Genomic DNA, 356 nt, shown 5'->3' on the forward strand with positions numbered 1-356 from the left:
GAAAAAAGTATTACAGAAGGTCATGCCCGCGCTCTCATTCCTTTAAAGAATGAGGAATTACAACTGAAGGTTTTACAGGAAATTGTGGAGAAACAACTGAATGTAAAGCAACCAGAGGAACGAATTGCGAAATTACTAGAGGAAGCCAAACCGAAGCGTAAGGCAAAGCAAAAAGCAGTAAGTCGAGATACGAGAATTGCCATGAATACAATTAGGCAGTCATTACAAATGGTTGCTGACAGTGGTTTAAATGTAAATTCTGCGGAAGAAGAATTTGATGAGTACTATCAAATTACAATTAAAATTCCGAAGAAAAAATAATAATGGCGTGTTAGAGACCTTATCCTACTGGATAG

Annotated in this window: 1 protein-coding gene; it reads left to right on the forward strand. The window is 37.1% G+C overall.

The window, feature by feature from the left end:
* The coding region (locus tag ACSG5Z_RS29775; protein ID WP_503827178.1) for a ParB-like helix-turn-helix domain-containing protein at positions 1-321 on the forward strand (321 nt) is incomplete at its 5' end.
* Between the last annotated feature and the right edge of the window lie 35 nt (positions 322-356).

The sequence above is a fragment of the Bacillus pretiosus genome (assembly GCF_051294775.1).
Taxonomy (GTDB): Bacteria; Bacillota; Bacilli; order Bacillales; family Bacillaceae_G; genus Bacillus_A; species Bacillus_A wiedmannii.